The sequence below is a fragment of the Alsobacter soli genome, from assembly GCF_003004785.1.
Taxonomy (GTDB): domain Bacteria; phylum Pseudomonadota; class Alphaproteobacteria; order Rhizobiales; family Beijerinckiaceae; genus Alsobacter; species Alsobacter soli.
Map to the genome: position 1 here is coordinate 123,419 of NZ_PVZS01000001.1, position 21,903 is coordinate 145,321.

Sequence of the window (21,903 nt, forward strand, 5' to 3'; positions counted from 1 at the left end):
CGAATCGGGCTAAAATGTTGCTCTTGAAGCAGAAAAGGCGAACGCTGGATCTCATGTGGCGGATGAAGAAGCTGGCGTAACAGACTCGCAGGACTCGCCCTTTCGCAGAGCGTTTCGGAAACGGCGCGACATGCGGGTTCGGCCCATGCATTGTTAATGGGACCGGTAAACGAATCGTTACGGATCAGGCATGCCCGTTCATGAACACGACCGCCTGCACGCCCTGCGGGCGGACCTCGCCGACCTGGACGACCTCACCGTCTACGGTCGCGTCGCGAGCGTGCGCGGCCTCATGATCGAGGTCGCCGGTCCCCTCTCGGCCATGCACGTGGGCGGCCTGCTCGACATCGAGGTCGCCCCCGGCCGCGCGGTGCCGTGCGAGGTGGTGGGGTTCTCGGGCGAGCGCGCGCTCGTGATGCCGTTCGGGAGCGTGGACGGGCTCAGGCGCGGGTGCCGCGCCATCGTGCGCGCGGCCCCGGGCGGCGTGCGCCCGTCGCGCGGGTGGCTCGGGCGCGTCGTGAACGCGATGGGCGAGCCCGTGGACGGGCGCGGGCCCCTGCCGGCGGGCCGCGCGCTCGTGCGCTACAGGCAGGAGCCCCCGCCCGCGCACGCGCGCATGCGCGTAGGCGCCCCCCTGGACCTGGGCGTGCGCGCGCTCAACACGTTCGTGACGTGCGCGCGCGGGCAGCGCATGGGCATCTTCGCGGGCTCGGGCGTGGGCAAGTCCGTGCTCCTGTCCATGCTCGCCCGCAACGCGGGCGCGGACGTGGCCGTGATCGGCCTCATCGGCGAGCGCGGCCGCGAGGTGCAGGAGTTCCTGCAGGAGGACCTGCGCGAGGAGGGGCTCGCACGCTCGGTCGTGGTCGTGGCCACCTCCGACGAGCCCGCGCTCATGCGCAAGCAGGCCGCCTACCTCACCATGGCGATCTCCGAGCACTTCCGCGACGAGGGCATGGACGTGCTGTGCATGATGGACAGCGTCACCCGCTTCGCCATGGCCCAGCGCGAGATCGGGCTGGCGGCAGGCGAGCCGCCCACCACCAAGGGCTACACCCCCACGGTGTTCACGGAATTGCCGAAGCTGCTGGAGCGCGCCGGCCCTGGCGTAGGCGACGGCGCCATCACGGGCCTCTTCACGGTGCTGGTGGACGGCGACGACCACAACGAGCCCGTGGCCGACGCCGTGCGCGGCATCCTGGACGGCCACATCGTGATGGAACGCGGCATCGCCGAGCGCGGCCGCTACCCGGCCGTGAACGTGCTGAAGTCCGTGTCGCGCACCATGCCCCGCTCCTGCGACCCGCAATACTGGCCTGTCGTGCAGGAGGCCCGGCAGGCCATGGCGACCTATTCGGACATGGAGGAGCTCATCCGCCTAGGCGCGTACCGGGCCGGCTCCTCCGAGGAAGTGGACCGCGCCATTCGGCTCAATCCCGCTCTGGAGGATTTTCTTCGTCAAAGTAAGGAAGAAGCAACCTCGTTGCGCGATGGTTATGCCCGTCTCGCGGGGATCATGGCCGGCGCCTGACGCCCTGATCGCCAGTGTAACTCGGCGCTGTCCCGACCGGCGCCGCAGCGTGAGTAGATGGGAATGAAATCGCGGGATACGGTGATGCGCCTCAAGCGCTTCCAGGTGGACGAAAAGCGCCGCCGGGTCGCGCAGATCGAAATGATGATCGCCGACTTCGAGCGCATGGTGCATGAGCTCGAGCGCGAGATTGCGGCGGAAGAGCAGAAGTCGGGCATCTCGGACAAGGCTCACTTCGCCTATCCGACTTATGCGCGCGCCGCCTTCACGCGCAAGGAGAACCTCCAGCGCTCCGCGGACGAGTTGAAGACCCAGCTCGAGGACGCCCGCGCCGACCTTGAAGGCGCCTTCCAGGAGCTGAAGAAGTTCGAGATCCTGGACGACCGCGAGCAGGCCCGCGAGCGCGCCGCCGAGGCGGCCCGCGAGCAGTCCGACCTCGACCGCATCGGCCTCGCCATGCGGGCGGGCTTCGCCCGCGCCTGATCGACCCACGCACCGGCCATGATCGAGGCCCGGCCCCTGCGGCCGGGCTTCCGTTTTTCGTCATCGCGAACGAAGCAAAGCGATCCAGGCCCCTGGCGCCCGGCCCCCTGGATCGCTTCGTCGCTCCGCTCCTCGCGAAGACGGCGGATTACGGCTTGGCGAGCGGGATATCCGGAAAAGCATCCGGCGACAGCGCCCCCGTCAGCCGCGGGTCATCCGCCACCTCGATGGCGAGCTTGTAGGGCGTGAAGCCCGAGCGACGGTAGAAGCCCACGGCGCCGGGGTGGTCCAGCGTGCAAGTGTGCAGCCAGCAGCGCCGGATCGGTCGGGCCCAGGCGACGGCCAGCGCCTGGTCCATCAGCCAGCGGCCCGCGCCCTGCCCCACGGCGCGGTCGACCAGGCCGAAATACACGATCTCGGCCTCGCCCTTCCCACGGAAGTCGATCTCCATGAGTCCGATATCCCGCCCCTCCCGCACGGCCGCATAGGCTTCCACTCGGGGGTTGGAGAGGAACTGCGCCAGAGCGGCGTCCGGGATCGCCAGGCGAGAAAACCAGAACCAGCGCTCGCCGATGGCCCGGTACACCTCCTTGTAGCGGGCCGTGTCCGCTGGCCCGATCCGCTCGACGGACAGCTCGGGCTTCTCCGGCCCCCGCGCTCTTGCCGGCCGCTCCCGCATCTCCAGATAAGTGACCACGGACGCGATCTTGCCGGCGGGCACGTCGGTATAGCCATCGGGCAGGGTCGGTCCGGTTGACATGGGCGGGCGGGCTCCTGAAGCTGGGAGCGCGATCCTAGGGACCTCGATCCGATTCACAAGTTCGCTGACATCGTGACAAGGCTGGGCCAAGGTCTTCTGTCCGCAGGCCGGCGAGCAGGCCTGCGCCGTCGCGGCGAGCGCCGGGACGATTGCGCCCACGGCCCTCATCGTGTCGGACCCGGAGCCTTGCCAGGAGCACGCCGACCGGCATGGTCGCGCGCCTGCAGCGGCGATGTGCTGCCTTATGCACTGCGCTCCCGCCCCCAGCCTGGCGGAGCCCCTTTCGCCGCCGGGACCGATGCTGCGTGGGGGGCTCGCCATCCCGTCCGACATCTTGCCGGCGACAGTCGCCAACGGACCCTCTCCGCCCCCTCCCCGCGCCTGATCGAGACGCGGCTTCGCCGCAAACCGGCAATCATCGATCAAGGACAACATCATGAAGATCCAGCTCGTCGCCGCGGCCCTGGCCTGCGGCCTTCTCTCCGTCTCCTCGGCCCTGGCCCAGCAGACGCACATGAACCACGGCGCCATGCCGATGGGCCGCGGCCCTGCCGACGCCGGCTACAAGGCCGCCATGGACAAGATGCACAAGGACATGGCGGCGCCGCTGACCGGCGACGCGGATGTCGACTTCGTCCGCGGCATGATCCCCCACCACCAGGGGGCCGTGGACATGGCCAGGGTCGAACTCCAGCACGGCAAGGACCCGGAGCTGCGGAAGATGGCGGAAGACATCGTCAAGACGCAGGAGGCCGAGATCGCGGTCATGAAGGCGTGGCTCGCCAAGCACGGCAAATAGTCGTGAAAGGGCGGCCGGGAGCCATGGCATTCGGCCGCCCGCCCGCGATCACGCTTGCGGCCGTTCACGGCTTCGTGCAGGAGAGGCGGGACGTGGCCTGAGAGGGGGCGAGCCAGGCGACCCGCATGAAGCGCATCATGGATTTTATCTGGCCGCTCGTCGGGCTGGCCGCGGTCGTCTGGTCCATCGATCTTCTCTACAGGAAGCTCAAGGCCGAGGCTGGCGCCGACCCCGCCGTGCGGGCGCTCCTGGACCACGGCTCCCTGTGGGAGAACGTCAAGACGATCGCCTCCGTGATCGCCGGCAAGATCGTCGAGATCCCGCCGCACGCCTACCTGATGTGCGCGTTGTCCACGCTGGTCGCCTATGGGGCCCTCGCCTGGTACGACCGCATCGCCCTCATCCACTTGAAGAAGCAGAAGGGCATCTCGTGGTTCTATATCGCCACGTGCTCCTTCGTGACCTACGCGCTCTCCCACAACATCGGCGCCTCGGTCTTTTCCGGCGGCATGGTGCGGTATCGGGCCTACACCGCGAAGGGCCTCTCGGCCGCCGATGTCGCCATCCTGGTGGCGCTCTGCTCCTTCACATTCGCCTTCGGCACGGTCCTGCTGCTCGGCCTCGTTCTGGTTGGTGAGCCGCAGATCCTGCGCCCGCTGGCGAGCCTCTCGCCCTGGTTCGCCGTCAACGAGACGGCGGCGCAGCTGGCGGGCGCCGGCCTGCTGGCCTTCTGCCTTCTCTACACCCTGGGCTCCTGGCTGCACTTCAAGCCGGTGAGTTTCGGCCATTTCGAGATCGTCTACCCGCGCCTGCCCATCGTGCTGCGGCAGTACCTCGCCGCGCCCCTGGAGCTGATGGGCGCCGCCGGCATCATCTATTTCGCCCTGCCGGAGGGCAGCCCGCATTTCTTCATCGTGCTGGGCGCCTTCCTGATGTCCTTCTCGGCGGGCCTGCTCTCCCAGGTGCCTGGCGGCGTGGGCGTCATGGAGGCGGTGTTCCTGGCCATCATGCCGACGGTCCCCGCTCCCGCCGTGGTCGCGGCCCTGCTGGTGTGGCGCCTGTTCTACCTGATCCTGCCCCTCATCTTCGCCCTTCCCGTGGTGCTCCTGTTCGAGCGCTCCCAGCTTGCCAGGGCGGCCGCCCCCATCCAGCCCAACCCGCCGGTTTAAGAGCGCCCGCCCACAGGATGCGCAACTCTCTCCCACGCGGCGGGAGAGATGTCTGAGAAGCCGACGGCGAGGCCTCGTCGTGGCTCGCGGCCCCACGTCGCGGCGGACTTCGCGCCGTCATCCCCGGCGGCCTGCGAAGCAGGCCGGGAAGGGGATCCAGGCGACTGGGTGCACGTCTTGCCCCTTCAAACGCGCAGGCTCGCGAAGCCTTGAGGCGATGATCCCGACAGGCCCGGGCGCGCGTGGCCCTTGGATCCCCTTCCCCTCCGCCGCTGCGCGGCTCCGGCCGGGGATGACGGCGCGGGTTTCCATCTCGCAAGGCGGGAGAGGAACCAGGGATGAGGGCTGCGGGGCATCCCGCGCCAACCACACGACCGTTTTGCCCTGTTATGACGGCGAACAATCGCCTCACACGCTCCCCACCGTCTTCAGCCGCGCGCGGGGGTGGATCTCGGCCTGGGAGATCACCGGCGTTTCGCGGCGGAAGCGCTCGATGATGGAGCGGACGAAGGGCCGGGCGTAGGCGGAGGTCACGAGCACCGGCATCTCGCCCATGCGGGCGGCGTCCTCGAAGCGGTCGCGAACCACCAGGACGAAATCCTGCAGCTTGGAGGGCTGCATGGCGAGGTGGCGCTCGTCGCCCTGGCCGACGATGGACTCCGCGAAAGCCGTTTCCCATGCGGGCGACAGGGTGATGATGGGCAGCTGGCCCTGCGGGTTCGTGTATTGCGCGCAGATCTGGCGGGCGATGCGCTGGCGCACGACCTCGGCGATGTCGCGCGGGTTCTTGGTCATGTTCACCGCCTCGGCGACGCCCTCCAGGATCGTGCCGAGGTCGCGGATGGAGACGCGCTCGCCCAGCAGGATCTGCAGCACGCGCTGGATCGAGGTCATCGGGATCTGTTGCGGCGCCAGCTCCTTGACGAGGTCCGCGTGCTCCTTGGGCAGTTCCTTCAGGAGCTTCTGCAACTCAACATAGGACAGCAACTCGCCGACATTCGCCTTCAGGATCTCGGTCAGGTGGGTCGAGATCACGGTCGCGGCGTCCACCACCGTGTAGCCGCGGATCTGCGCGTCGTCGCGCAGGGAAGCGTCGATCCAGGTGGCCGGCAGCCCGAAGGTGGGCTCGATGGTGTGCTGCCCCGGCAGGTCGATGGCCCCGCCCATGGGATCGATGGCCATGAACTGGCCCGGATAGACCACGCCCTGGCCGGCGTCGACCTCCTTCAGCTTGACGATGTAGTGGTTCGCCTCGAGCTGGACGTTGTCGAGGATGCGCACGGACGGCATCACGAAGCCCATCTCCTGGGCGAGTGTGCGCCGCAACGCCTTGATCTGCTCAGTGAGGCGGTCGCCCCCGTTCGGGTCGTTGACCAGCGGCAGCAGCGCATAGCCGATCTCGATCTTGAGATCGTCCATCTTGAGCACTTCCGCCATGGTCTCTTCGCGTTGCCCCTGCCCTTCGGCGCCGGGCGCCCCTGGCGCGCCCGGCGCCCCGGCCGCGGCCTCGACGGCCTGGGTCTGGTGCAGCTTGCGGGCGAACCAGGCGGCGCCCGCCGCAAGCCCGAAGAAGGGCAGCATCGGGATGCCGGGCAGCAGGCCCAGGATGGCCATCACGGCCGATGACATGCCGAGCGCCTTCGGCATGGTGGCGAGCTGCCGGGAGAGCGCCTTCGCGGCCGAGCCGCTGACGCCTGCCTTGGACACAAGAAGGCCGGCCGCCGTGGACACGATCAGCGCCGGGATCTGCGACACGAGGCCGTCGCCCACCGTCAGCAGCGTGTAGGACCGGCTCGCCTGCGAGAAGCTGACGCCGTGCTGCACCACGCCGATGATGATGCCGCCAATGACGTTGATGAACGTGATCAGCAGGCCCGCGATGGCGTCGCCGCGCACGAACTTGGAGGCGCCGTCCATGGCGCCGAAGAAGGACGACTCGTCCTCCAGCTCCTTGCGGCGCTTCTTGGCCGTGGCCTCGTCGATGAGCCCGGCGTTGAGGTCCGCGTCGATCGCCATCTGCTTGCCGGGCATGGCGTCGAGGGTGAAGCGCGCCGCCACCTCGGCGATGCGGCCCGAGCCCTTGGTGATGACCACGAAGTTCACCACCAGCAGGATGGCGAACACCACGATGCCGATGACGAAGTTGCCGCCCATCACGAAGGCGCCGAACGCCTCGATGACGTGGCCGGCGCCGCTCGTGCCCGTATGGCCGTTGGACAGGATGAGGCGGGTGGACGCGAGGTTCAGCGCCAGCCGCAGCATGGTGGCGATGAGCAGCACCGTCGGGAAGGCGGAGAACTCGAGCGGCGCCTCGATGAACAGCGCCGTCATGAGGATCAGCACGGACAGGATGATCGACACCGCGAGCATCAGGTCCAGCAGCACCGCCGGCAGCGGCAGGATCAGCACCACCAGGATGCCCATCACCGCAATGGCGAGCGCAATGTCCGAGCGGCCGAGCAGCGCGCCGATCTGGCCGAGCGACGGCACGGAGACGCCCTTGGCGCCTGCAGCCTTGCCGTCCACTGCCGAGATGTCCGTCATGCCCCACCGAATCCCGCGCCGGCCGGAGCCGGGCGCACCTGGGCAATTTCTGCCGGGTTCATGGTGAAGGCTTGGTTAATACGGGGGCGGAGAGCCCGTCCCGATCTGGGCGTAAGGAAGTCCAGCCGCGGCCTGCGGCTCAGGAATGCCCGTCATCCCCGGCGGCGCGCAGCGCCGGGAAGGTGATCCAGGGGCGGCGCACGCCTTCCCGGGCTCACGGTCCAATACGGCTCTGAGGCTCTCACGGTGGGACCCAGTCTCCGGGATCCCCTTCCCTTCCGCGGGCTCGCCGCTCCGGCCGGGGATGACGGCCCGGGCTAGGCCCGCATGCGCGATCCGCTCGGGTCGAAGAGCGGCTCCGCCAGCGGCGTCGCCCGCACCCGTTCGCCGATGATCTCGACCTCGAAGCCGTCGCGCGCGCCGGCGAGAGCCGCGGGCACGTAGCCCATCGCCACCGAGGCGCGGGCGGCGTGCGCGTAGCCGCCGGAGGTGATCCAGCCCACGACCTGGCGGTCGCGCCAGATCGGTTCGTCGCCGATGCAGTCGGCGTCCCTCGCGTCCACCGCGAAGGTGACCAGTCGAAGCGCTCCGCCGGAGGACTTCTCCATCTGCGCCGCCTCCGCGCCGATGAAGGTGGGATCGCTCCAGCGGATGAAACGGGACAGGCCAGCTTCGACGGGCCCGTAGATCGGCCGGTATTCCCGCGCCCAGGTCCCGAAACTCTTCTCCAGCCGCAGGCTGTTGAGGGCGCGAAGCCCGAAATGGCCGATCCCGTAGGCCTGCCCGGCGCGCCACAGCGCCTCGAACAGGGCGCGGTGGCAGTCCGGCTCCACCCAGATCTCGTAGCCGAGATCGCCCGTAAACGAGATGCGCCCCACGATCGCCGGTACGGGCCCGACATCCATGGTGGCGATGGAGAGGAACGGAAACGTCTCCGTCGAGAGGTCCCGGCGCACCAGGCCTTGCAGCAGCTCCCGCGCCCTCGGCCCGGCGATGCTGAGACCCTGCAGCCGCGAGCCCAGCGGCTTGATCCGCACCCCGGCGGCCGGCGCGTGCTGGAGGAACCAGCGCATGTGGTATTGCTCCGCCGGCCCCGACCCGATGACGAGAAAGCGCTCCGGCCCGAGCCGGCCCACGGTGAAGTCGCCGATGAGCTTGCCCCTGGGGTTGAGCATGGGGGTCAGCGAGATGCGGCCCTGCGCCGGCATCTTGCCGGCCAGCACGGTGGACAGGAACGCCTCCGCCGCCGGCCCCGTCGCCTCGTATTTGGCGTAGCCCGACGTCTCCACGATTCCGACCCGCTCGCGCACCGTCCGGCACTCGTCCCCGACCGGCCCGAAGCTGTTGGAGCGGCGGAAGGAGAACACGTCCTTCGGTTCCGCGCCCTTCGGCGCGAACCAGAGCGGGTACTCGCCGCCGTAGCTCTCGCCCATGACGGCGTTGTCGGCTTTCAGCCGGTCATAGAGCGGCGTGGTGCGCAGCGGCCGCCCGGCCACCAGCTCCTCGTTGGGGAAGCGGATGCGGAAGCGGCGGGAATAGTTCTCCTTCACCCGCGCGTTGGTGGTGGCGAGCGTCGCCCAGTCGCCGTGGCGCGCCACGTCCATGGCCCACACGTCGAAGCCGGGGTCGCCGTGGACCATCCAGTTGGAGAGCGCCAGCCCGACGCCGCCGCCCTGGCTGAAGCCGGCCATCACGCCGCAGGCCACCCAGTAGTTCTTCAACCCCCGCACGGGCCCGACCAGCGGGTTGCCGTCCGGCGCGAAGGTGAAAGGGCCGTTGATGATCCTGCGGATGCCGGCCTTCTGGTAGGCCGGGAAGTGCTCGAAGCCGACCTCGAGCGACGGAGCGATGCGGTCGAGGTCCGGCTCCAGCAGGTCCTGCCCGAAGTCCCAGGGCGTTTCCGTCTCGGACCACGGCTTGCCGGCCTTCTCGTAGGTGCCGAGCAGCATCCCGCCGCGCTCCTGGCGCGTGTAGATCTCGCCCTCGAAGTCGAGCGCCGTGATCACCTCCTTGCCGGTGGCGGCGTTGATCTCGGCCACCTCGGGCATGTCCTCGGTGAGCAGGTACATGTGCTCCATGGCGAGCACCGGCAATTCCAGCCCGGCCATGCGCCCGCACTCGCGCGCCCAGAGGCCGCCGGCGTTGACGACGTGCTCGGCGTGGATGGTCCCCTTCTCGGTGACGACATCCCAGGTTCCGTCCGGCCGCTGCACGGTGTCCACCACGCGGTTGCGCAGCACGATCTGCGCGCCCTTCAGCTTGGCGGATTGCGCATAGGCGTGCGTCGTCCCGTAGGGGTCGAGGTGTCCCTCCAGCGGGTCGTACATGGCGCCCACGAAGCGGCTCTCGTCGACGAGCGGCATCAGCCTCTTGGCCTCGGCGGCCGAGATGATCTCCGTGTGCATGCCGAGATAACGCCCCTTGGCGTGCGCCATCTTCAGCCAGTCCATGCGCTCTGGCGTACCCGCCAGCATCACCCCGCCGGTGAGATGCAGGCCGCAGGACACGCCCGACAGCGCCTCGATCTCGCGGTAGAGCTCAACCGTGTACTGCTGCAGCTTGGCGACGTTCGGATCGCCGTTCAGCGTGTGGAACCCGCCCGCCGCATGCCAGGTGGAACCGGAGGTCAGCTCCGCGCGCTCCACGAGCACGATGTCCGTCCAGCCCGCCTTGGCGAGGTGGTACAGCACGGAACACCCGACGACGCCGCCGCCGATGATGACCGCCTGGGCATGGGATTTCATGGCGTCGCCCCTCAATAATCCGTCGGCGCGCCGCCCTCCGCCTTGCGGCGGGCGACGAAGGCTTCGAGCTCCTCCCGGATGGCGGGATCCATGGGCGGCGGCTCGTAGGCGGCCAGCCGCTGCTTGTACAGGCGGTTCGCCGTGTCATAGGCGGCCGGCGCGCCCGCCTCGCGCCAGCTCTCGTAGTTGCGCCAGTCGGAGATCATCGGGGCGAAGAACGCCGTCCTGTACCGGGATTGCGTATGCGCGCAGCCGAAGAAATGCCCGCCGGGCCCCACCTCCCGCATGGCCGACAGCGCCAGTTCCTCGGGGTCGACCTTCACCGGCCGCAGGAACTCGGCCACCATGTCCAGGAGGTCCGCGTCGAGCACCATCTTCTCGAAGCTCGCCTGCAGGCCGCCCTCCATCCAGCCCGCTCCGTGCATGAGGAGGTTCACCCCGCCCATGATCGCGCCCCAGAGCGAGAACACGCTCTCGTAGGCCGCCTGGGCGTCCACCGTGTTGGCCGCGTTGGCGTTGGAGGATCGGTAGGGCAGCCCGTAGCGCCGCGCCAGCTGGCCCCCGAGCAGGCAGGCCTTCATGTATTCCGGCGTGCCGAAGGCTGGCGCGCCCGACTTCATGTCCACGTTGGAGGTGAAGCCCCCATACACGAAGGGCGACCCCGGCCGGGTGAGCTGGGCGACCACGAGCCCCGCCAGCGCCTCCGCGTTCTGCTGCGCGACGGCGCCGGCGATCGTCACCGGGGCCATGGCGCCGGCCAGCGTGAAGGGCGTCAGCACCACCACCTGGTTGCGCCTGGCCATCTGGATAACGCCTTCCAGCATCGGCCCGTCGAGACGCAGCGGCGACGACGAGTTGATGATGGTGAACACCGACGGCTCACGCTCCAGCGTGGCGTCATCGATCCCGCGGGCGATGCGGATCATCTCGATGGCGTCGAGGTTGCGCTCGCGCCCGAGCGAATAGGCGTGGATGGCCTTGTCCGACAGCGTGAGCATGTCGAACAGAGCGTCCAGATGCCGCACGGAGGCGTGCACGTCCGCGGGCTCCACCGGGTACCCGCCCCACAGGTGGACGGCGTCCAGCGACTGCCCCAGCCGCAGCAGGTTCTGGTAGTCCGTCCGGTTGCCGGGCCGTCGCCCGCCGTCGCGGTCGGCCACGTTCGGGGCGCTCGCCACGGCGCAGAAGGCAACGGCGTCGCCTCCGATGGCCAGGTTGCGAGCCGGGTTGCGCGCATGCAGCGTGAAGCTCCGGGGCGCGAGCCCGATCTGCGCCTCCACGAGCTGGCGAGGGATGCGAACCCGAGGCGAACCGGCCTCCACCTCCGCCCCGGCCTCCCTCAGCAGGTCGCGGGCGCCCTCGTGGAGGAAGTCCATCCCGATCTCTTCCAGGATGGTCAGCGACGCCTCGTGAATGGCTTCGAGCTCGTCGGCGGAAACGGCGGGAACCGGCGCGAACGGCAAGCGGGGCTGCGGCCTGATCGCGGGTGCGGCCGAGTCGGCCTCGCCGCGCCCGCGGCGCCGCCGTCCCCGGGCTTCCATCGCAGCGTCCGCCATGCGCTCACCCCGCCGAAACACGCCCGACTGAAGGAGCGCGATCCCTTGACGGGGGTCAGTCTCGACGAAGCCGTTGCGGCCGATTGCGCTCGATCCGACTTGTGCTGGCCTCCCTTCGACTCCGGCGAGGCTGGCCCGGATGGGGGGCCCCGCTCTTCTTCAAGCACGGATTTCTAAGGCGCGTCGCGGGCGCGCCACCGGGTGTCTTGCGCGCGACAATGCGTTATATCGAACGCCGACAAGCTAGGAGCAGGCCCGCCCCCGGGCCGCTTGCCAGGAGAATGGGCTGATGGCCGGCGACGATCTCGACCTCAACACGCTCTCGGACGACGAACTCGTCGAGCAGATGCACGACGATCTCTACGACGGGCTGAAGGAGGAGATCGAGGAGGGCGTCCGCATCCTGCTCGGCCGCAACTGGACGCCCTACGACGTGCTCACCCAGGCGCTGGTCGAGGGCATGCGCATTGTCGGCGAGGACTTCCGCGACGGCATCCTGTTCGTGCCCGAGGTCCTGATGTCGGCCAACGCCATGAAGGCCGGGATGTCGATCCTCCGCCCGCTCCTGGCCGAGACCGGCGCGCCGAAGATCGGCAAGATGATTATCGGCACCGTGAAGGGCGACATCCACGACATCGGCAAGAACCTCGTCTGCATGATGATGGAAGGCGCCGGCTTCGAGGTGATCGACCTGGGCATCAACAACCCGGTCGAGAACTATCTCGAGGCGATCGACAAGCATCAGCCCGACATTGTCGGCATGTCGGCCCTGCTGACGACCACCATGCCCTACATGAAGGTCGTCATCGACACGCTCAGCGAGAAGGGCATGCGCAGCGACTACGTCGTGCTGGTCGGCGGCGCGCCTCTCAACGAGACCTTCGCCAACGCCATCGGGGCCGACGCCTATTGCCGCGACGCCGCCGTGGCGGTCGAAACCGCCAAGAGCTTCATGGCCAAGCGGCAGGGCTCGGTCCAGTCCCGCGCGGTGTGACCATGCGTCTCCTCCTGTCCGTCATTGCGAGCCGAAGGCGAAGCAATCCAGGCGGACGGGAGGCCACTTCCCCCTGGATTGCTTCGTCGCTGCGCTCCTCGCAATGACGGACGTGAACACGGCCCCTGCTCCGCCCAGGACCCTCGTGATAGCCTGCGGGGCGCTGGCGCGCGAACTGCTGGCGGTGATCGAGGCGAACCGGCTGACGCACCTGGCCGTCACCTGCCTGCCTGGCATCCTGCACAACCGGCCCGAGAAAATACCCGGCGAGGTGCGGCGCAAGATTCGCGCGAACCGGGACCGCTACGACGAGATCCTCTGCCTTTATGGCGACTGCGGCACCGGCGGCCTCCTGGACGAGGTGCTGCGCGAAGAGGGCGTGGCGCGCATCGAGGGGACCCACTGCTACGAGTTCTTCATGGGCGGCCCGGACTTCGCGGCGCTGGCCGACGCCGAGCCAGCGACTTTTTACCTGACGGACTACCTCGTCCGTCACTTCGAACGCCTCATGATCAAAGGCCTCGGCCTCGACCGCTTCCCCGAGCTGCTGCCCATGTATTTCGGCAACTACAAGCGCGTGGTTTACCTGGCGCAGATCGAGGACCCGGCCCTCGACGCCAAGGCCCGGAGGGCGGCCGAGCGGCTGGGCCTGGCCTACGAGAAGCGCGTCACGGGCCTGGGCGGGATTGAGGAATTCCTGGAGAGAGCGGCGGCCAAGCAGTCCTGAATCGAGCCTGGGCGCCAACGATCCACCCTCCGTCATTGCGAGCGAAGCGAAGCAATCCAGGGGGCGAGGCGCCAAGCCCCCTGGATTGCTTCTGGGCTATGCTCCTCGCAATGATGGAGAGACCGACAGCATGCCCCAGATCACCATCCTCTACTGGCGCGATATCCCGACCCAGGTCATCGCCAAGGCGGGCCGGACCACAGCCAAGCGGGAGCTGTCCAAGCGCTTCATCGAGGCGGTGGACATGGCGGCCATGCGCTCCGGCGCGGCGAGCACGGACGACTACCTGGCCGACTGGCGCAAGGGCGAGCCGGCCGAGTGCGGCGACGACCTGGAAGCCGAGGCCCAGGCCACAGCCGACCGGCTCGAGGCGCAGTACGACAAGGACGCCCTGAAGGCGCTGATCGAGAACCAAGGTCGCGCCTAGAGCATTTTCCAGCGCATCAGGCGTCGGCGCTCAGCGCCGGATCGGCTCAACTCTTTCGCGCGACAAGGCCGCGAGAGACCCGATGCAGATTCCCGCCGCTTTCGAACCACCAGGCAAGAGGCCGCCCGCCGGCGACCACGGCCGCCTCCGCTTTTTCTCCATCCGCCACGCCCGGCTGATGGAGAACCTGTATGCGGCGTTCGAGCCCATTCTGGTCCGCCTTCATCCGGTCTGGGCCAGGATCGGCTATACGCGGCTCGAAAGGCCCGTGGCGGCCGTCGAGTCGGCCGTGAAGGGCGCGCTGTTCGACTGCCGCATGTGCGGCCAGTGCATCCTGTCCTCCACGGGCATGTCCTGCCCGATGAACTGCCCCAAGAACCTGCGCAACGGGCCCTGCGGGGGCGTGCGCCAGGACGGCCATTGCGAGGTCTATCCCGAGATGCCCTGCGTCTGGGTGAAGGCCTGGGAGGGCAGCCGGCTGATGCGCGACGGCGATCGCATCGCCGAGGTGCAGCCGCCCATCGACCACCGCCGCAAGGGCGAATCGTCCTGGCTGCGCGTCGCCCGCGAGAAGAATGGCGCCGTTGCGCCAGCACCCAAGCCCCACTGAGACGAGCCATGCTGCGCGACGGAGACGCCCCCATGGCGCCCCATCCCGACGACATCGGCCCCGAGCCCCACGCTCCCCTGCCGCCGCTGCCGGGCCACTCGTCCCGCGGCCGGCTGGAGCGCGTGCTGCGCCGGGGCGAGTTCGCGGTGACGGCCGAGCTGAACCCGCCGGATTCGGCCGACCCTGAGGAGGTCTACGAGCGCGCCCATATCTTCGAGGGCTGGGTGGATGGCATCAACGCCACCGATGGCTCCGGCGCCCATTGCCATATGTCCAGCGTGGCGATCTGCGCTCTGCTGACGCGGATCGGCTACTCGCCAATCATGCAGATCAGCTGCCGCGACTACAATCGGATCGCCATCCAGGGGAACGTGCTCGGCGCCGCCGCGCTCGGCGTCTGCAACGTGCTGTGCCTGACCGGCGACGGCGTCCAGTGCGGCGACCACCCGGAGGCGAAGCCCGTCTTCGACCTCGACTCGACGTCGCTGCTGTCCGTGATCCGCACCATGCGGGAGGAGAAGCGTTTCCTCTCCGGCCGCAAGCTCACCTCCGGGCCGGACCTGTTCCTCGGCGCGGCCGAGAACCCCTTCGCGCCGCCCTACGAGTTCCGGCCGATCCGCCTCGCCAAGAAGATCGCCGCCGGAGCCCAGTTCTGCCAGACGCAGTACTGTTTCGACGTTCCCCTGTTGGAGCGCTTCATGCAGCGGGTGCGCGACGACGGGCTGGAGCAGGAATGCTTCATCCTGGTCGGCGTCGGCCCCCTCGCCTCCGCCCGGACCGCCAAATGGATGCGCGCCAACGTTGCCGGCGTCCATATCCCCGACGCGGTGATCGCGCGGCTCGAAGGCGCCCAGAACCAGAAGGCCGAGGGCAAGAAGATCTGCATCGAGCTCATCCAGCAGATCCGCGAGATCAAGGGTGTCTCGGGCGTCCACGTGATGGCCTACCGGCAGGAGGAGTATGTATCGGAGATCGTGCACGAATCGGGGGTGCTGCGCGGTCGCACGCCCTGGCGGCGCGACTTCCAGCATCGCCTGCAGGCGGTGGAGAGCCTGGGCGCCTGAGCCTCGCCCGAAAGGCGAAGACACGGAATGACAAAACAAACGGTACGTTTCTCATAGCGAACGACCTGTGATACACAGCGCCCGCCTGCCGGGCCCAAAGGAGGATGGAATGACGGAGACTGTGATCACCTCGGACAAGAAGAAGGTGGTGATCGGGTTCGAGCATCGCTTCGTCATGATCGGGGAGCGCATCAACCCCACCGGCCGCAAGCTGCTGGCCGCCGAGATGGCGGCCGGCGACTACAGCCGCGTGCTGGCGGACGCGGTGGCCCAGGTCGAGGCCGGCGCGCAGATGCTCGACGTCAACGCCGGCATCCCGCTGGCCGACGAACCCAAGATCCTGGCCGAATGCGTGCAGCTGGTGCAAGGCGCCGTCGACGTGCCGCTCTCGATCGACTCCTCCATCGTCGCGGCCTTGGAGGCAGGGCTCGCGGTGTACAAGGGCAAGCCCCTGGTGAACTCCGTCACCGGCGAGGAGGAGCGCCTGGAGCAGGTGCTGCCGCTCGTGAAGAAGTACAACGCCGCCGTGGTGGCCATCTCCAACGACGAGACCGGCATCTCCGAGGATCCCGACGTCCGCTACGCAGTCGCCAAGAAAATCGTCGAACGCGCCGCCGACTACGGCATCCCCCGGGAGGACATCGTCGTGGATCCGCTGGTCATGCCGGTGGGCGCCATCAACGACGCCGGCCGGCGCCTCATCTACCTGCTCCGTCGCCTGCGCGAGGAGCTGAAGGTGAACACCACCTGCGGCGCCTCCAACTTCTCCTTCGGACTGCCCAACCGCCGCGGGCTGAACGCCGCGTTCCTGCCCATGATGATCGGCGCGGGCATGACCTCTGCGATCATGAACCCGCTCCACCTGGAGGACATCCAGGCGATCCTGGGGGCCGACGTGGTGATGGGCAACGACCCCAACTGCGGCGCCTGGATCCGCAAGTTCCGCGAGCCCGCGCCGGAAGGCGCCGCCGCCGAAGGCGCCCGCGGTCGCCGCGAGGGTGGCCGCCGGAGGGCGCGCGAGCAGGCGTGAGCCCATAGCTCTCTCCCGCGCAGCGGGGGAGATGTCGGCGCAGCCGACAGAGGGGGGCAGCGCCGACGCGACCAACGCCCCGGCGCACGCCCTCCCCCTCCCTGCCCTCCCCCGCTGCGCGGGAGAGGGTTCCACGATGAGCACAGATACCCTTCGAGAAGCCCCGTGACAGACGCCCCCGATCATCTCGTCGTCTTCACCCCATCCGGCAAGCGCGGGCGCTTCGCCGACGGCGTGAGCGTGCTGGAAGCGGCGCGCAAGCTCGGCGTGGACCTCGACTCGGTCTGCGGCGGCCGCGGCATCTGCGGGCGCTGCCAGGTCCAGGTGGCCGAGGGTTCGTTCGCCAAGCATGGCGTCGAGAGCCACGCCGACCACGTCACGCCCTGGAACGCCGTCGAGGACCGTTACGCGACCAAACGCGGCCCTCTGGCCGACGGCCGCCGCCTGGGCTGCCAGGCTCGCCTCTGCGGCGACCTCGTGGTCGACGTCCCACCGGACTCGCAGGTGCACCGCCAGGTCGTCCGCAAGCGCGCCGAGGCCCACCCCATCGAGATCGACCCGGTCGTGCGCCTCTACTACGTCGAGGTGGACGAGCCCGACATGCACGACCCGGCGAGCGACTTCCGCCGCCTCCAGCTCGCCCTCGCGCGGCAGTGGAGCGTCGAGAACGTGCGCGCCGACCTGGCCGTTCTCGCCGGCCTCCAGAAGACGCTCCGCGCCGGCGCGTGGAAAGTCACGGCCGCGGTCCGCAACGGCGGCGAGCTCGTCGCCCTCTATCCCGATTTCCGCGAACGGGCCTACGGCCTCGCCGTCGACATCGGCTCCACCACCATCGCGGCCCATCTCACGGATCTGACGACGGGCGAGGTCGTGGCCTCGGCCGGCCTCATGAACCCGCAGATCCGCTTCGGCGAAGACCTGATGAGCCGGGTCTCCTACGTCATGATGAACCCCGGCGGCGAGCGGGAACTGACCGCCTCCGTGCGCGGCGCGCTCGACGACCTCGTCGGCGAGGTCGCCCGCGAGGCCGGGGTCGAGCGCATGGACGTGCTGGAGGTGACGGTGGTCGGCAACCCGATCATGCACCACCTCTTCCTCGGCCTCGACCCGGTCGAGCTCGGCGGCGCGCCCTTCGCGCTCACCATCGACGGGGCCTACGAGGCCCGGGCCCGCGACCTCGGCCTGTCCATCGCGCCCGGCGGCTTCGTGTTCGCCCTCCCCTGCATCGCCGGTCACGTGGGCGCCGACACTGCCGGCGTGGTGCTGTCGGAGGGGCCATACCTCAAGGACGAGCTCACGCTGCTGGTGGATGTCGGCACCAACGCCGAGATCGTGCTGGGCAACCGCTCGCGCCTCCTCGCCTGCTCCTCGCCCACCGGCCCGGCCTTCGAAGGCGCGCAGATCTCCTGCGGCCAGCGCGCCGCGCCCGGCGCTATCGAGCGCGTGCGCATCGACCGCGACACCCTGGAGCCGCGCTACAAGGTCATCGGCTGCGACCTCTGGTCCGACGATGCCGGCTTCGCCGGAGCCACGGCAGCCACAGGCGTCACCGGCGTTTGCGGCTCGGGCATCATCGAGATCATCGCCGAGATGTGGCTCGCCGGGATCATCACCCAGGACGGCGTGATCGACGGCTCCCTCGCCGCCCGCACCCCGCGCATCGAGGCCAACGGCCGGACCTTCTCCTACCTGCTGCGCGACGGCGAGCCCCGCCTCGCCATCACCCAGAACGACGTGCGCGCCATCCAGCTCGCCAAAGCCGCCCTCTACGCTGGCGTCAAGCTGCTCATGGACCGCTACGGCGTGAGCCGGGTCGAGCGAATCACGCTGGCCGGCGCCTTCGGCAGCCACATCGACGTTACCTACGCCATGGTGCTCGGCCTCATCCCGGATTGCGACCTCGCCAAGGTGGCCTCGGCCGGCAACGCGGCGGGCACCGGCGCCCGCATCGCCCTCCTGAACGCGGCCTCCCGGGCCGAGATCCAGGACGTGGTCCGCCGCATCGAGAAGATCGAGACCGCCCTGGAGCCCGCCTTCCAGGAGCATTTCGTCAACGCCATGGCGATTCCGAACAAGCAGGACGCGTTCCCCGAACTGGAGAAGGTGGTCCGCTTCCCGGAGCCCAAGGTCCTGGCCTCCGCCGACGAGGGCGGCCGCCGCCGCCGGCGACGCGAGGGCTAGCTCAAACTGTCATTGCGAGGAGCGACGCGACGAAGAACTCCAGCATAGCGGCCCCGGCGCCTCTGGATTGCTTCGCTATGCTCGCAATGACGGCGGAGGTGAAACGCCTCACTCCTCGATCAGCGCGAACTTGTCCACATCCACCAGCCCCTTGTCGGTGATCTTCAGGTGCGGGATCACCGGCAGCGGCAGGAAGGCGACCTGCAGGAACGGCTCCGGCAGGGTCACGCCCAGGCTCTTCGCCGCGGCGCGGAGCGGGATCAGCGCGTCCCGTACGCCCTCGAAGGTCAGCAGGCTCATGAGGCCAGCCACCGGCAGCGCCAGTTCGGCCAGAACGCGACCGCCCGCGGCCACCACGAAGCCGCCCTCGATGGCGGAGAGCCGGTTCACCGCGACGGCCATGTCGGCGTCATCGGCGCCCACCACGCAGATGTTGTGGCTGTCGTGCCCGACCGACGACGCAATCGCGCCGCGCTGCATGCCGAAGCCCGTCACGAAGCCCCGCGCGATGCCGTAGCCGCGCACGCTTCGGCCGTGCCGCTCCACCACGGAGACCTTCACCACGTCCTGGGCGAGGTCGATCCGGCGCTCGCCGTCAGCGTAGGGGAGCGTGAGCGTGAGATGCTCCGTGATGATCTTGCCCGGAATGACGCCGATCACCGGGGTCGTGGGGCCCGGCCCCGGGCAGGTGAAATCGGCGGCTTCCACGGGATGCGCCTTGACGCTGCGCCGGCCCACGGGCGCCACCTCCCGCCGCCCCGCGAACAGGTCCTCGCCGACAGGGCGCCCGGCGCAGATCACGCTGCTCACGGCGCAGCTCTCGAGATCGTCCAGCAGAACCAGGTCGCCGCGCCATCCGGGCGCGACGAGGCCGCGGTCGCGGAGCCCGAAGGCGCGCGCAGCCGAGATGGAGGCCATCCGGTAGGCGTCCAGCGGCCGCGCTCCCAGCCGGATGGCGGTGCGGATGATGAAGTCGAGGTGCCCTTCCTCGGCGATGTCGAGCGGGTTCCGGTCGTCCGTGCAAAACGCCATGAAGGGCGCGTGGTCGGGCGTGATCAGCGACGCGAGCGCATGGAGGTCCTTGGAGACCGACCCCTCGCGCACCAGCACCGTCATCCCCTTGCCAAGCTTCTCCCGCGCCTCTCCGGCGCTGGTCGCCTCGTGGTCCGTCCGGATGCCGGCCGCGCAATAGCCATCCAGGTCGCGCCCGGTCACCAGCGGCGCGTGGCCGTCGATGTGGCGTCCCTGGAAAGCGGCGAGCTTCGCCAGGCATCCCGGATCCCCGAACAGAACGCCCGGAAAATTCATGAACTCGGCCAGGCCGATCACCTTGGGGTGCGACGCGAACGGCACGAGTTCGTCAGCCTCGAGGGCGGCGCCCGCCGTCTCGAGGTGGGTGGCCGGGACGCAACTGGACAGGTTCACCCGCAGGTCCATGACGGTTTCCGTGGACCAGTCCAGGAAGTAGCGGATGCCCTCCGCCCCGAGCACGTTCGCGATCTCGTGCGGGTCGCATATGGCCGTCGTGACGCCCCGCGGAAGAACGCAGCGATCGAACTCGCCGGGAGTGACCAGGGACGACTCGACATGCAGATGCGTGTCGATGAAACCTGGAACCACGACCTTGCCGCGCGCGTCCACCTGCCTGGCGCCACGATAATCACCGCCGGTCCCGACGATGCGATCGCCGCACAGCGCGACGTCGCCCTCGACGATGTCGCCAGTGACAAGATCGAGGATCCGGCCGCCCTTGATCACCAGGTCGGCCTCGGCGACGCCCCGGCCTTGCTCGATCATGCGGAAGAGTTGCGCGGCGGTGGTCGTCATGGGCTCCTCGCTCTGGGTGCGGGAGTCACGATGGCGAAGGGGCGGGGCCCCGTCCAGACCAGGAGACGGAGGGTCCGCCCAAAAAAGGAAAGCCCCGCTTGCGCAGGGCTTTGAGGAGTTGAAGCAATCGCCACTTCCGTGACACCCAGGAGGCTAACAGAGCTTCCGCTCGATCCAAGTTACTGTTTCGCAATCTCTCAAGTCTCGATCTGAAGCCAGGCTTGGCCTGAGCAGGAGGCTCGCCCAACTCGCAAGTCAGAACAGAGAATTATCGGCGTTCGATGCACGCCAATTGCTCAGACTGGAGGCAGCAAGCAAGCAAACAGCGAGCCGAGCTTTTCTCCAGGGAACAGTTCAACTTCGCGAGACGTTGAGAGGCATCAACGAAGGAGGACACACATGAAGATCTTCGCTCTTGCCATAGCAGCGTCCCTTTGCGCCTCGGCGGCATACGCCCAGGACACGACCGTCATCCATAAGGAAGGCGCGTTCGGCGGCAAGAAGACCACCGTCATCAGGAACGGCGAGGACACCAGCGTGGCGGTCCGCCACAAGGAAGTCATCCACACCGGCACAGTGGGCTGCAAGTCCAAGACCGTGAAGAAGACGAACGAGATGGGCGACACCGTCTCGAAGACCAAGTCGAATTGCTGAGCCCTTCAGCGCAGGCCCCCCGCGAAGCGCCCCGTTCGGGGCGCTTCTTCGTAGAGCGGTTGCGCCCCGCCCGACCAGCGCAATCAGCAACAAGCAACGTCGAAGCGCGGGGAGGCTGTCATTCTTGCAAAGCTCCGAGAATTCGCTCTCGTGCTCTGGAACAACCCCAAGCATGCAACGTTAACGAGCGTACACAGAGGGACGAAACTGAAACGGCGCCGGCGAGACGCCGCCGAGGCCCCTTCCGGGCAGCCGGAGGGGGCCTCGATGTTTGGATGGAATTGATTGATGGACGGAGCGACATGGATGCCGCCCCTCGTTCTGCTTGTCGCTTATGACGCCAACAAGGCAGCATGGAATGTGCGCATCAAGGGCTACCCGCAGTACATGGTGTTCCAGTTTCGGCGGATCGAAACCCTTGTCGCGCTGATGGAGGCAGCAAAGGACGCCTCCCCGGTTCTTTATGAGTTGGCCGCTCCGACGCTTGCTCCGTATCCGGAGGCGCTGCAGGAGCTGGTCGACAGCGGGATCACACGCGCGATGGGGCCTGCCCAATGAGCGATCGGTCCACTGACTTTCTCCCCGACCCCATCGACTACGGGGTGCTGCGCACGATCCTGGCCACGATGGAGCAAGGCGCGATCGCCACGCGCCTGCGCTACATGATCGTGGAGTTGCACGTGATGATCGAGGAAGCCGAGCGCTCACCGCGCCCCGAGGCTTGGGACGGAAAGATTCGCGAGCGCTGGACTGCGCTGGAGCAGGTGGTGCGCGCCAGCCGTTCGGCCGCCCCGCACCACTGAGGC

19 protein-coding genes are annotated in these 21,903 nt (G+C 68.6%); 14 read left to right on the top strand and 5 right to left on the bottom strand.

From position 1 onward, the window contains the following. The first annotated feature begins 214 nt into the window (after window positions 1-214). Both fliI and fliJ read left to right on the top strand, forming a co-directional pair. Window positions 215-1,528, top strand: a complete 1,314-nt coding sequence (fliI, locus tag SLNSH_RS00595) for a flagellar protein export ATPase FliI (RefSeq protein WP_425352964.1) — start codon at window positions 215-217, stop codon at window positions 1,526-1,528. A 63-nt stretch (window positions 1,529-1,591) separates the two neighbouring features. After that, window positions 1,592-2,011, top strand: coding sequence for a flagellar export protein FliJ (gene fliJ / locus SLNSH_RS00600; RefSeq protein WP_106334704.1), 420 nt, complete (start codon window positions 1,592-1,594; stop codon window positions 2,009-2,011). Between the two features lie 148 nt (window positions 2,012-2,159). Here fliJ and SLNSH_RS00605 read toward each other — a convergent pair whose 3' ends face one another. Continuing rightward, window positions 2,160-2,771: a GNAT family N-acetyltransferase gene (locus SLNSH_RS00605; RefSeq protein WP_106334705.1), complete on the bottom strand. Its 612-nt coding sequence runs from the start codon at window positions 2,769-2,771 to the stop codon at window positions 2,160-2,162. A gap of 436 nt (window positions 2,772-3,207) precedes the next feature. On the opposite strand from SLNSH_RS00605, the gene copM reads away from it, so the two are divergent. Both copM and SLNSH_RS00615 read left to right on the top strand, forming a co-directional pair. Next, window positions 3,208-3,570 carry a CopM family metallochaperone gene (copM, locus tag SLNSH_RS00610; RefSeq protein ID WP_106334706.1) on the top strand — a complete coding sequence of 121 codons (363 nt, stop codon included), beginning with the start codon at window positions 3,208-3,210 and terminating at the stop codon, window positions 3,568-3,570. A 125-nt stretch (window positions 3,571-3,695) separates the two neighbouring features. Next, on the top strand, window positions 3,696-4,739 hold the full coding sequence (locus SLNSH_RS00615) for a lysylphosphatidylglycerol synthase transmembrane domain-containing protein (protein WP_106334707.1): 1,044 nt from the start codon (window positions 3,696-3,698) through the stop codon (window positions 4,737-4,739). Window positions 4,740-5,147: 408 nt separating this feature from the next. Here SLNSH_RS00615 and flhA read toward each other — a convergent pair whose 3' ends face one another. The 3 genes from flhA to SLNSH_RS00630 all read right to left on the bottom strand — a co-directional run bounded on the left by flhA (window position 5,148) and on the right by SLNSH_RS00630 (window position 11,583). Further along, complete coding sequence (flhA, locus tag SLNSH_RS00620; RefSeq protein WP_106334708.1) at window positions 5,148-7,283, bottom strand: flagellar biosynthesis protein FlhA; 2,136 nt, start codon at window positions 7,281-7,283, stop codon at window positions 5,148-5,150. A gap of 317 nt (window positions 7,284-7,600) precedes the next feature. After that, entirely contained in the window at window positions 7,601-10,027 is a 2,427-nt protein-coding gene (locus SLNSH_RS00625) for a GcvT family protein (RefSeq protein ID WP_106334709.1), read from the bottom strand. Between the two features lie 11 nt (window positions 10,028-10,038). Continuing rightward, window positions 10,039-11,583, bottom strand: a complete 1,545-nt coding sequence (locus SLNSH_RS00630) for a trimethylamine methyltransferase family protein (protein ID WP_106334710.1) — start codon at window positions 11,581-11,583, stop codon at window positions 10,039-10,041. 289 nt (window positions 11,584-11,872) lie between these two features. Here SLNSH_RS00630 and SLNSH_RS00635 point away from each other — a divergent pair, with 289 nt between their 5' ends. From SLNSH_RS00635 to SLNSH_RS00665, 7 genes are all read left to right on the top strand, one after another. Beyond that, entirely contained in the window at window positions 11,873-12,577 is a 705-nt protein-coding gene (locus SLNSH_RS00635; RefSeq protein WP_106334711.1) for a corrinoid protein, read from the top strand. A gap of 103 nt (window positions 12,578-12,680) precedes the next feature. Then, entirely contained in the window at window positions 12,681-13,304 is a 624-nt protein-coding gene (locus SLNSH_RS00640; protein ID WP_106334712.1) for a DUF1638 domain-containing protein, read from the top strand. Window positions 13,305-13,434: 130 nt separating this feature from the next. Beyond that, complete coding sequence (locus SLNSH_RS00645; RefSeq protein ID WP_106334713.1) at window positions 13,435-13,731, top strand: virulence factor; 297 nt, start codon at window positions 13,435-13,437, stop codon at window positions 13,729-13,731. Between the two features lie 82 nt (window positions 13,732-13,813). Further along, entirely contained in the window at window positions 13,814-14,341 is a 528-nt protein-coding gene (locus SLNSH_RS00650) for a methylenetetrahydrofolate reductase C-terminal domain-containing protein (protein WP_106334714.1), read from the top strand. A 32-nt stretch (window positions 14,342-14,373) separates the two neighbouring features. Further along, window positions 14,374-15,405, top strand: coding sequence for a methylenetetrahydrofolate reductase (locus SLNSH_RS00655; protein ID WP_106334890.1), 1,032 nt, complete (start codon window positions 14,374-14,376; stop codon window positions 15,403-15,405). Window positions 15,406-15,514: 109 nt separating this feature from the next. After that, on the top strand, window positions 15,515-16,435 hold the full coding sequence (locus SLNSH_RS00660; RefSeq protein WP_106334715.1) for a dihydropteroate synthase: 921 nt from the start codon (window positions 15,515-15,517) through the stop codon (window positions 16,433-16,435). A 165-nt stretch (window positions 16,436-16,600) separates the two neighbouring features. Then, entirely contained in the window at window positions 16,601-18,616 is a 2,016-nt protein-coding gene (locus SLNSH_RS00665) for an ASKHA domain-containing protein (protein WP_106334716.1), read from the top strand. A 108-nt stretch (window positions 18,617-18,724) separates the two neighbouring features. Here the strand turns inward: SLNSH_RS00665 and ade are convergent, their stop codons facing one another. Continuing rightward, entirely contained in the window at window positions 18,725-20,443 is a 1,719-nt protein-coding gene (ade, locus tag SLNSH_RS00670) for an adenine deaminase (RefSeq protein ID WP_106334717.1), read from the bottom strand. A gap of 399 nt (window positions 20,444-20,842) precedes the next feature. On the opposite strand from ade, the gene SLNSH_RS00675 reads away from it, so the two are divergent. The 3 genes from SLNSH_RS00675 to SLNSH_RS00685 all read left to right on the top strand — a co-directional run bounded on the left by SLNSH_RS00675 (window position 20,843) and on the right by SLNSH_RS00685 (window position 21,900). Next, window positions 20,843-21,097: a hypothetical protein gene (locus SLNSH_RS00675; protein ID WP_106334718.1), complete on the top strand. Its 255-nt coding sequence runs from the start codon at window positions 20,843-20,845 to the stop codon at window positions 21,095-21,097. 306 nt (window positions 21,098-21,403) lie between these two features. Further along, a complete protein-coding gene (locus tag SLNSH_RS00680; protein ID WP_106334719.1) occupies window positions 21,404-21,655 on the top strand; it encodes a hypothetical protein in 252 nt (83 codons plus the stop codon). After that, window positions 21,652-21,900 carry a hypothetical protein gene (locus tag SLNSH_RS00685; RefSeq protein WP_106334720.1) on the top strand — a complete coding sequence of 83 codons (249 nt, stop codon included), beginning with the start codon at window positions 21,652-21,654 and terminating at the stop codon, window positions 21,898-21,900. The genes SLNSH_RS00680 and SLNSH_RS00685 overlap by 4 nt, the downstream gene beginning before the upstream one ends. The last annotated feature ends 3 nt before the right edge of the window (window positions 21,901-21,903 follow it).